Source organism: Serratia sp. S4, assembly GCF_000347995.1.
In the GTDB taxonomy this organism is placed as follows: Bacteria; Pseudomonadota; Gammaproteobacteria; order Enterobacterales; family Enterobacteriaceae; genus Serratia; species Serratia quinivorans.
The window spans coordinates 4,509,119-4,519,224 of sequence record NZ_KB661120.1; the positions used below are offsets into that span (position 1 = coordinate 4,509,119).

At 50.6% G+C, this 10,106-nt stretch carries 9 protein-coding genes; 4 read left to right on the forward strand and 5 right to left on the reverse strand.

All coding sequences use genetic code 11. The features are described 5' to 3' along the window. The first annotated feature begins 11 nt into the window (after window positions 1-11). The gene (locus tag SERS4_RS0121685; RefSeq protein ID WP_026142535.1) at window positions 12-617 is read left to right on the forward strand and encodes a transglycosylase SLT domain-containing protein; all 606 of its coding nucleotides are present in this window, start codon (window positions 12-14) and stop codon (window positions 615-617) included. A 61-nt stretch (window positions 618-678) separates the two neighbouring features. On the opposite strand, the gene SERS4_RS0121690 is transcribed toward SERS4_RS0121685, so the two are convergent. Beyond that, window positions 679-2,844: a YgiQ family radical SAM protein gene (locus SERS4_RS0121690; protein WP_017894017.1), complete on the reverse strand. Its 2,166-nt coding sequence runs from the start codon at window positions 2,842-2,844 to the stop codon at window positions 679-681. Window positions 2,845-3,422: 578 nt separating this feature from the next. Here SERS4_RS0121690 and SERS4_RS0121695 point away from each other — a divergent pair. Both SERS4_RS0121695 and SERS4_RS0121700 read left to right on the forward strand, forming a co-directional pair. Next, window positions 3,423-3,980, forward strand: a complete 558-nt coding sequence (locus SERS4_RS0121695; RefSeq protein WP_017894018.1) for a tyrosine-type DNA invertase — start codon at window positions 3,423-3,425, stop codon at window positions 3,978-3,980. A 222-nt stretch (window positions 3,981-4,202) separates the two neighbouring features. Beyond that, a complete protein-coding gene (locus SERS4_RS0121700) occupies window positions 4,203-5,060 on the forward strand; it encodes an AraC family transcriptional regulator (RefSeq protein WP_017894019.1) in 858 nt (285 codons plus the stop codon). Between the two features lie 13 nt (window positions 5,061-5,073). Here SERS4_RS0121700 and SERS4_RS0121705 read toward each other — a convergent pair whose 3' ends face one another. The 3 genes from SERS4_RS0121705 to gbpA all read right to left on the reverse strand — a co-directional run bounded on the left by SERS4_RS0121705 (window position 5,074) and on the right by gbpA (window position 8,590). Next, entirely contained in the window at window positions 5,074-6,504 is a 1,431-nt protein-coding gene (locus tag SERS4_RS0121705) for a DUF1996 domain-containing protein (protein WP_017894020.1), read from the reverse strand. Between the two features lie 74 nt (window positions 6,505-6,578). Continuing rightward, a complete protein-coding gene (locus tag SERS4_RS0121710; protein ID WP_253275399.1) occupies window positions 6,579-7,103 on the reverse strand; it encodes a cytochrome b in 525 nt (174 codons plus the stop codon). Window positions 7,104-7,174: 71 nt separating this feature from the next. Continuing rightward, window positions 7,175-8,590: an N-acetylglucosamine-binding protein GbpA gene (gbpA, locus tag SERS4_RS0121715; protein ID WP_017894022.1), complete on the reverse strand. Its 1,416-nt coding sequence runs from the start codon at window positions 8,588-8,590 to the stop codon at window positions 7,175-7,177. Between the two features lie 254 nt (window positions 8,591-8,844). On the opposite strand from gbpA, the gene gspS reads away from it, so the two are divergent. Beyond that, on the forward strand, window positions 8,845-9,228 hold the full coding sequence (gene gspS / locus SERS4_RS0121720; protein ID WP_017894023.1) for a type II secretion system pilot lipoprotein GspS: 384 nt from the start codon (window positions 8,845-8,847) through the stop codon (window positions 9,226-9,228). Window positions 9,229-9,230: 2 nt separating this feature from the next. On the opposite strand, the gene SERS4_RS0121725 is transcribed toward gspS, so the two are convergent. Next, the gene (locus SERS4_RS0121725) at window positions 9,231-10,094 is read right to left on the reverse strand and encodes an A24 family peptidase (RefSeq protein ID WP_017894024.1); all 864 of its coding nucleotides are present in this window, start codon (window positions 10,092-10,094) and stop codon (window positions 9,231-9,233) included. Window positions 10,095-10,106: the final 12 nt, after the last annotated feature.

A 10,106-nucleotide genomic window follows, 5' to 3' on the forward strand; every position in this document is an offset into this window, starting at 1 on the left:
TACGGAGCACCATGAACCCCACTCTACGACTCTGGTCACGCGCAGGCATTGTCTGCCTGATGCTGATCCTGGCCGGTTGTTCCAGCAAAAAACCGCGTACCAGCTATGATGCTCACGCTTTTGATGATGCAATTGAAGATGCTGCGGATAAATACGATGTCGATCAAAAGCTGATCGCCGCGATGATTAAGGTGGAGTCCGGCTTTAACCCGGCAGCAATCAGCCGGTCAAATGCCATAGGGTTAATGCAGCTGAAAGCTGATACCGCAGGTTGCGACGCCTATCGCTACAAAGGCAAACGCGGCTGCCCGGACGAAGACGATCTGCTGGATCCTGATACCAATATCGATCTCGGCGCCGCCTATATTGCCGTATTGCAAAAACAGCAGCTTAAGGGGATCGACGATCCCGTCACGCTGCGTTACGCCACCATTATCGCCTACGTCAACGGCACGGGTGCGCTGCTGCGGACCTTCTCCAGCAACCGCCAGCAAGCTATCTCGATGATTAACAATCTGTCACCGGAAGCCTTTAACTGGCATATCCGTAAATATCATCCCGCCCCGCAGGCACCACGCCACTTGATGAAAGTAGAAGCGGCCTACGAGCAACTTTGATTTTCAACAGCAAAAAGGAGAACCCGGGGGTTCTCCTTTTCGTTTAACGCTGACTTAACCGTTAGGGCTTGCTGTTGCGGATAGGCTTACGCGGCGGCTTATTGGACGGCGTACGCTGACGGGTGATGTCAGTATGCTTGGTCAACGCCGGGCGGGTATGGCGCTGCAAACGCTTGGCCTCACGTTGCTCGTCAATGCTTGGCGCCGGAACCAGACACTCGCGACGGCTGCCGATCAGGTGCTTCATGCCCATCTCTTCCAGCGCGGTGCGGATCATCGCCCAGTTGGCCGGATCGTGATAACGCAGCAGCGCCTTGTGCAGACGACGCTGACGATCGCCCTTCGGTATCACCACATCTTCACTCTTATAACCGACCCGGCTCAGTGGGTTTTTACCGCTGTAGTACATGGTGGTGGAGTTAGCCATCGGTGACGGGTAGAAGTTCTGCACCTGGTCGAGGCGGAAACGGTTTTTCTTCAACCACAGCGCCAGGTTCACCATATCTTCATCGCGGGTGCCCGGATGCGAGGAAATGAAATACGGGATCAGATACTGCTCTTTGCCCGCCAGTTTGGAGTAATGGTCGAACAGTTGTTTAAACCGATCGTAGCTGCCCATACCCGGCTTCATCATTTTCGACAGCGGGCCTTCCTCGGTGTGTTCCGGGGCAATTTTCAGGTAGCCGCCAACGTGATGGGTAGCCAGCTCTTTGATATAGCGCGGATCTTCCACCGCCAGATCGTAACGTACGCCTGAGGCGATCAGGATCTTCTTGATGCCCTCCAGTGAACGCGCACGGCGATACAGCTTGATGGTCGGCTCGTGGTTGGTGTCCATGTAGGTGCAGATTTCCGGATACACGCACGAGGCGCGGCGGCAGGTCTGCTCTGCGCGCGGGTTGGTGCAGCGCAGCATGTACATGTTGGCCGTCGGGCCACCCAAATCGGAGATCACACCGGTAAAGCCCGGCACCTTGTCACGGATCTCTTCGATTTCACGAATGATGGAGTCTTCCGAACGGCTCTGGATGATGCGCCCTTCATGCTCGGTGATCGAACAGAATGAACAACCGCCGTAGCAGCCACGCATGATGTTGACCGAGAAGCGGATCATGTCATAGGCCGGAATGGTTTCCTTGCCGTAGGACGGGTGCGGAATACGCTGGTACGGCAGGGCAAACACGCTGTCCATTTCCGGCGTAGTCAACGGGATGGCCGGCGGGTTGATCCACACATAGCGATCGCCATGTGACTGCATCAGCGCACGGGCACAGCCCGGGTTGGTTTCATGGTGCAGAATACGCGAGGTATGCGCATACAAGACCTTGTCGGCCTTCACCTTCTCAAAGGACGGCAGCAGCACGTAGGTTTTTTCCCACGGCTTCGGCTTGGCAGCGCGTACGGTCACCGGCTTGGCTTCCGGTTCCGGCTTGCCGCCGTCGGCGCAGGGCAGATCGTCGCCGTAAGGGTTTGGAATGGGTTCAATGCGGCCCGGCTTATCCAGACGGGTTGAATCTACGCCAGTCCAGCCTGGTAACGCGCCCTTGCGCATCACCGCCGTATTGCGGATATCATGGATCTCACTGATTTTTTCCCCGGCGGCCAGACGGTGCGCCACTTCCACCAACGGACGTTCGCCGTTGCCGTAGATCAGCATATCGGCTTTGGAGTCCACCAGCACCGAACGACGCACGGTATCCGACCAGTAATCATAGTGAGCAATACGGCGCAGGCTGGCTTCAATGCCGCCCAGTACGATCGGCACGTCTTTATAGGCTTCTTTACAGCGTTGGCTGTAAACCAGTGTCGCGCGATCCGGGCGTTTGCCGCCCACGTTACCGGCGGTATAGGCATCATCGTGGCGCAGCTTGCGGTCGGCGGTATAGCGGTTGATCATCGAATCCATGTTGCCGGCGGTGATGCCGAAAAACAGGTTCGGTTTGCCCAAACGCATGAAATCTTCTTTATTGCTCCAGTCCGGCTGCGCAATGATACCGACGCGGAAGCCCTGCGCTTCCAACATGCGGCCGATGATCGCCATACCAAAACTTGGGTGATCGACATAGGCGTCACCACTGATAATGATCACATCGCAGCTGTCCCAGCCCAGTTGATCCATCTCTTCGCGCGACATCGGTAAAAACGGCGCGGTGCCATAACATTCGGCCCAATAAGGCTTATAGGAAAACAATTCACGGTCGGGTTGGATCAGGCTGGTCGTGCTCATTCTGGTGCTCTTTCACAGGTTAATTAATCGCCGGGCGGCGATTATACGCACTAGTGGCAAAAAGAGCATGGTTATTTCACACATCGGTCACATCACGGGGCGGGCTACGCCGGTGGAGGGCACACCGGGGCAAACAGGGACGACGGTTCTAGTTTGGCAGCGTGGCCTTTAAGGCTGCTGATGAGCGCAATGGACCTCACACCGTGCTTCATTCTCGTAACGCATTACTCAATTTTAATAAAAAACACTGAACAATACTGACATTTAAATAAGTAACTGCACTTAACAAAAAATGTTTTTATCAAACAAAAACTCAACATAAGCAATATTAATAATGTAAAAACAAATTATATAAAAATAAAACAATCATAACTAATTGTTTTATAAGTACATATATAGATCTCGATGTGGCGCGGCAATAATCAAAATGTCACAGCAACAATCAAGTAGAAGACGGAAGACTATTTATGCAAACATAACCATGTAAGATTTATCTTAAGTTGTTATGGTCATTAAGAAACATTTTATGATTACTCGATCATTTAATCTCACCACACATAAGTACAACGGAGGTCAGTGTGAAACCGAACATCAGAAAATATCTGGATGAGTCAGAAATAAACAGCATGATCGAGAATATTAAAAAAGGCCTGAATGCCTGGCGCGACAGATGCATGATCAGCATGTGCTTTATTCACGGCTTACGCGCCAGTGAGTTGCGGGGGTTGACATTGGATAATATCGAGCTGGATGCGAAGAGGATCTACATCCCTCGTTTGAAGAATGGTCTTTCCGTACAACACCCTTTACATGAAAATGAGATAGTCATGCTGAATCATTGGTTGGAAATAAGGAAAAGCTGGCACTATGCCGATCAGCCCTGGCTGTTTCTTTCACGAAAAGGCGGGCCAATATCCCGCCAGCAAATTTACCGTCTGATCCGTGATTACGGTAAAAATGCCAACATCCAGGTTTCGACACATCCTCATATGTTACGCCATGCCTGTGGCTACTTTCTGGCAAATCTGGGGATGGACACCCGCTTGATTCAGGACTACCTTGGGCATCGAAACATTCAACATACCGTACTCTATACCGCCAGTAATGCCATGCGATTTCAGGCTATTGAATTCTGATTCATTTCCCTTGGAAATAATAACAACGCTTCACAAATAAAAATAAAATATATTTATAATTTAAATTATATATAATTCAAATAATCACGATAACATTACTATCCTGAACACCAAAACCAGGAGTAACAAATCCGACAAATAAACAAACCGACTGGTTTACCCCATGCAAGATCATTTACCATTAACCCCAGAATTTATAAAATCTTCAAGGCCTCAAATACAATGACTAAAGATAATGATGGGCTTATTTACCGTCACCAGACAGAATTAACCGTTAGCTCTACCCACTGGGAATACGGCCAGGTGGATAACGTTGCGGTCAGCGGGGCTCATCAAGCTCAACTTTTCCGCCCCAGCCACACGCTGATTATCTATGACAGTTTTCACGCTGCTGACGGCGGTAGCACCATCCATGGCGACATTTGGTTTGACGAAAAACGGGTTCCCTGCAGACGCACGATCAGCCAGGTCGCGGACATCATCCCCTGCGGCTGTGGTTTTGAGGCGGTGACTTATATCGACGGCACGCTCAAATACACCGCTATTTCCGTTTCCCCCGAGCTCATCGCGTCACTTCCGGGTGGCTCCACCGGGCTGAATATTGAGCCTAACGCCAATATTCGCAGCCCGCTAATCAGGCAACTGTGTGCCAGCCTGAAAACCAGTACGGATGAATTGCATGCTACGTCCTTGATGTTGGCAATGCTGACTGAAACGTCACATCACCTGCGGGTGTTGTCCTCGCCGTCGCTCGCGCACCAGGCGCTCACCAAAACGCAGATGGAGCAACTGACTTGCTACATCGAAGATAATCTGGGTGATACCATCACTCTTCAGGCCCTGGCTCAACTCACCGAGTTGAGCCTGTTCCATTTTTCCCGCGTTTTTAAACAGGTTTTTGGTCTGCCGCCCTATCAATATGTTCTGCATCGACGGCTGGAACGAGCCTATCAACTGGTCATCACCAGCCGGTTGTCTCTGACCGAGATCTCCGCCCAATGCGGTTTCAGCGCCCCGGCGCAATTCAGTACCCACTTCCGTCGCCAGTTCGGCCGGTCTCCTTCGTCCCTGCGTCCCTAGCGACGGCAGAAGGTTAAGGGTTTTGATGGCTATTTTCGGGGGTAAAATAGAAACGCAACACCGGCCCGCAAGGCCCCTCTTTGCTGCTGAATTCGGCATCCGCGTCTTGACTGCCGCTCAGACAAAAACTCACCTCACGCTGGCCGGCCTGTAAGGCTTGCGTGACGGCGGCAGTGACATCAAAGGTTTTCTGCACCGAATCGGTCCACATCTGCGCGTGATCCAATGGGGTCGATGGACACTCCTTGATGGCGTGTTGCCCCTGATTTTCATCCCAATTCAGCTCCGGCATTGCATATAACCTCACCTGCCCGGTCTCGCCGCTGACCTGGCGACCATAGAGGCGCAGGTCGGCTTGGGTTATATTCAGGTTGTCGAGACGTTCCGGCAGCTCAAACTTGATTAAGCCAATTTTTTGCTCGCCCCCGACCTTAATCACCGCCTCCTCACCATGAAGACGCCCATCGCTCACTGAAACCCAGGCATCATCGCTGCTACGCTCGAAATCGCCCGGGATATCCTTATCACAGACAACCTTGCGATTGAGGCACTCTTCCACGCTGTAGCGCGTAGCGCGTGGGTTCCAGGCGGCAAAGAAATCCGCATGCGCGCTGTAAAGGTTGCCCCAGGTCGGAAGCAGACTGCCATCGGCCTGCAGAACGGGGTTCATGGACAACATGGCCCCTTTCAGGTTGCCATTATCCCCCAGCGCATAATGAATACGCATATTCAACCGTGGGATTTTCACCGGATATGCCGCAGGACACAGGCCGCTTGCCAGATCACTGTAACTCGCATTACGTTTTTTCGGGTTGGTGGTCAGGCTTTTACCATCCCAACAGTCTGGGAAACTCAGTGAAATATTGAATTCGGCCCCCTCATCAAACCCGGCTATCTGCGGACAGCTTTCTGGTGGAACGTTTGAATGTTCCCCACCTTCGAGCGTTGTACGGCAGTAAAACCAGATACTAGGGTCATACTGGCCTGCCGGACGATGGTGATTGCCGGCCAGAAGCTGCAGCCCCAGAGGGAGAGGTGCAGCGGCCTGTTCCGGGATCTCGTTGCGGTAATACACCTTGATATAGCTGGGAGCAACAACGCTGCCATCGGCTCGTTTTAACTGTGGCGCCCAATACGAGGAGTTGTCATAGGGCGAGGTACAGGTCGTCGTCGGGGATTTTTGCAACGACTCGGCCGTGCTCATCGCATCCGCCTCAGTATTGCCAAAAAAATCATGAATCATCGAGAACCCCGGTAAGCCCGGCATAACAATGGCATCATCGGCCAAGGTGTGGGAGTAACCGCACACCACGTTAAAGATGCCAACATCGCCACCTTCAATCACTTCGGTAGGGGTGTATTCGGGGGCCAGAGGTGAAGCCAGAGACAAGCAGGGGAGAAATAAAGTCAGAGGAATAATACAGGTGAGTTTATTGCTAAACATGTTTTTTCCTTTTGAAATGAAAAAGCAATATTGCCTGCTGTAAACAGTTTGAATAAATAATAACCAGAGGTCAGTCAGACCATTCTTGAGAGAATATTTTTCTTATCAAATAACTGATGTTTTATCACCGCAGCGACATGCATTAGCAACATCAGCCCCAAAGCGATGCAACTGTAACGATGAACGTTGAAAAAGAAGAGGTTCACTTCAAGGTTATTGAGCGGCTGAGGGACAGGTAGCAGGCCAAAGAAGAGATAGCCATCTTTCAGCATCAAGAAGCCACTGATCAAAACAACAAAGATGATCAGGTAGAAAATTTCATGAAGTAAAATAACCAAACCTTTTTTATTTCCCTGAATATGCTCGCCGTAGGGAACCGAGGGTCTGAAAAAACGCCAGGTAAAACGCACAATCATCAGCAGTGTCATCACCGTTGCCAATGACATATTAAGCTCTGAGAAGAAGGAGAAAATTTTGGGGTCAGAAATGAAATGCAACCCATAACCCACCATCGAGGCATAAATAATCCCGACGGCCAGGACCCAATGCAATATGCGAGAAAAACGATCGTAGCGAGAACGTGGTGCATTACTTTTCATGTTCATTAACATCCTTATTATTGATGAAAAAAAGTCGGCCCGGGGCAGGCCGACAAAAAATAATGTTGCTGTTAGTTTTTAATTATCCAGGCTTGTTGCCAGTGTTCACCGATACCAGGTTCAAATTGCGCCTTACTGCTAGTCCATTGCGTGCAATAGCCGCTGTAAGGGAAAGGTTTGCACTGATAGGTTTTGCCATCTTTAGGTTGTAACACCACCGTCCCTGCCGTGTAGCTATCGAGACCTTCGGGGAAGATGTATTGATAGTTGCCGGAAGAAGCATCCTCTACTTGCAGGTTAATCACATCCTGTTTAACCAGTTGGCCTTCTTTATTGGTTGCGAAGTATTTCAGCATATGGTGCCCGGCAGTAACGTTGCTCAGCGGCAGAGTCATCAATAGGCGGTCATCGGTTACGCTTTGCTTCAGGTAGCCTTTTTCGCTGCCGTGGTGATCGAACACCCTGGCTTCAAAGGTGACCTCACCCTTGACGTTAACATTGAAACTCACATTGGCGCGGCCATCCTGGATTTTATCCACCTGAACGCCGGAGATTTCCACTTCTTCCTCAATGCCTGGCGCCAGCTCTTCATAGGAGACAACCACCTTGCTCAAGCGGCTGTCATCCTTGACGAAAGCACTGTTGTTGCCGTAAACCGGATTCACACTTCCTTGTGTGTCCTTTACGCCAATACGTACATCATCATGTTTCGCATTAATCAATACCGCCAGATCGTGCGACCAGCGGTTTTTATCGGTCTGCTCCTGATTATCAATGGCCATTTCAGTGCGCAGAGACGTCACCTCTCCCTGATCGTCAAAAAATCGAGTAATAACTTTATCGCCCTTTTTTAGGTCCTTACCAGATACCTGACCTGAAATCTGCTTACTCCACGGTGACGTTACGCCTTCACCTTCGCCAAAATCGACGTCAATGACCTGATAGAAACTGTTTTCGGTATCGGCAATTTCCCAGACGCCGTAAATCACCTGATAACCACTGCGCTGCGGCACGTTACATTCATGAACGGCCCGCTGGGCCGGCATCTGCCCATGGCCCTCAGATTGGCAGAAAGGCGTCGCTTCGAATGCCGCACGAGTCAACGGCTGATTGGCATCCCAATTCTGTTTGGTCATGTAATACCGCCAGTTATTGGTTTTGTGCATGGCAGTATGGAACCAGGTAAACGTGTTGACTCCCGCCTTGATGGGATTTTTTGCCCACATATTCATACTTTGCTTATCAAGCGGAGAATAATTAGGAATGCTGGCACTGGCCAGTTCGCCATCGCGCGGTAAAGGCCCGGTCGGGAAGCCGGAAATTTTCTCAACGCTTTGCGGCTCGTATTGCACGGGGCCGCAATCGGTATTTTGCTGCAAATTACATTTATAGGCCCGGCTTTGCGGCGATTCAACATAACCATGCGCCAAAACACCACTGGAGAGTGTTAGTGTGGCTATTGCCAACGCGATTTTTTTCAATTCCATTTTATCACCAGAGTTATCATTTAAATTTAACTGGTTAAACGGTGTATATCCCATACACCGATAACCGCTCATTTACTCTGCCGACATCATAGTTATTCTTCTGCCACGGGCACCTTAAAAAGGCTGAATATAAGGGAGTATAAGTGACATGACGCCTTTGACGGCCCATAATACCCCCAGAAAAAAACACCTGTTACCCCCGTATCTTTCGACATAAGAGACGCAGAAATTCTGAAATTTCATGGAGCCTATCAGTGGTAAAAAAACAGTTTTTATTATCTTTTATTTTGTGCAACACATTATTAACGGGTTGTTCGACAACCTCTGACAATAACCCCACCACCAAGCTGGATGTAGAACATCAACAACAGTTGGCGGCATTAATTGCCGGAAGTCAGTATCTAAAAGAAAATTGCCAACGCAATGACATTCCTGCTATTTCGGCATTAACAAAAACGGCGATATTAGAAGCGAAAAATAAAAAATGGCCGGTCAATGAAAGCCTGTCTGACGCATTACCGCTGAATGCCCGCGAAATTATTAACAAGCTGAACCAAGACCCCACGCCGGTTGCCCAGAAGTGTGCCTATTTTAACTCATCCTTGGCCGCTTTTATTGAAGCCTCTCGCCGACAATAACGCTATTTCAGCTGTAAGATCAGGCAAATCGCCCCTGCAACACACAGCCCCGGACCGAAAGGTTGGGGCTGGCTCCAGCTATCTGCTCGCTTTTTCGCGAACAACAGGATAACAAACAGCGTTGCCGTCGAGGCTATCAGCAGGATTTCCGGCAACTTCTGCCAGCCAAGCCAGGCACCGAGCGCCGCCAGCAGCTTGAAATCGCCATACCCCAGCCCTTCCTTCCTGGTCATCAGCCGCAGACTCCAATAGAGCAACCACAACACCAGGTAACCGGCGATAGCACCGAGTACCGCATCACCCAGAAAATCACGCTGCTCCAGCCAGTGCCAAAACAGGCCGCACCACAACAACGTCAAAGTCAGGATATCCGGCAATATTTGATGGCGAAAATCGATGATGGCCAGCGAGAGCAGCAAGGCGCTAAAAACCATCATCATCACCCAGTCCGCTCCCGGGGACAGATAGCAGGCCAACAGGGTGGCGATAACCGCCATCGCCAGCTCGACTGCCGGGTACGCCCAACCGATAGCCTGCCGGCAATAGCGACAGCGCCCGGCCAAAAACAACCAACCGAGCAGCGGAATATTATCGTAACAGGCAACGGTATGCTTGCAATTGGGGCAATGAGAACGCGGCAGAAACAGGTTCAGGACTGCACGGTTTTTATCGGGGAAAATGCTCTTTCTGACGGGCGTTGGCGCGGCGCTGGGATGTCGGGTTAAATAATCCATCACGAAGGTTGTTTCTTCCCGCTGCATCATCAGCGGCAAGCGATAGATCACCACATTAAGCAAACTGCCGATGCACAATCCCACCAGCCCCGAGAACGCCAGCCAAAGAAAGGTATCAGTGTAAAACGCCATGGTCATTCCTAT

Excerpts from the sequence above, each read along its gene's own strand:
- SERS4_RS0121700 (WP_017894019.1), top strand. The coding sequence starts at position 4,203 with ATGACTAAAGATAATGATGGGCTTATTTACCGTCACCAGACAGAATTA.
- SERS4_RS0121685 (WP_026142535.1), top strand. The coding sequence starts at position 12 with ATGAACCCCACTCTACGACTCTGGTCACGCGCAGGCATTGTCTGCCTG.
- SERS4_RS0121690 (WP_017894017.1), bottom strand. The coding sequence starts at position 2,844 with ATGAGCACGACCAGCCTGATCCAACCCGACCGTGAATTGTTTTCCTAT.
- SERS4_RS0121710 (WP_253275399.1), bottom strand. The coding sequence starts at position 7,103 with ATGAAAAGTAATGCACCACGTTCTCGCTACGATCGTTTTTCTCGCATA.
- SERS4_RS0121705 (WP_017894020.1), bottom strand. The coding sequence starts at position 6,504 with ATGTTTAGCAATAAACTCACCTGTATTATTCCTCTGACTTTATTTCTC.
- SERS4_RS0121725 (WP_017894024.1), bottom strand. The coding sequence starts at position 10,094 with ATGGCGTTTTACACTGATACCTTTCTTTGGCTGGCGTTCTCGGGGCTG.
- gbpA (WP_017894022.1), bottom strand. The coding sequence starts at position 8,590 with ATGGAATTGAAAAAAATCGCGTTGGCAATAGCCACACTAACACTCTCC.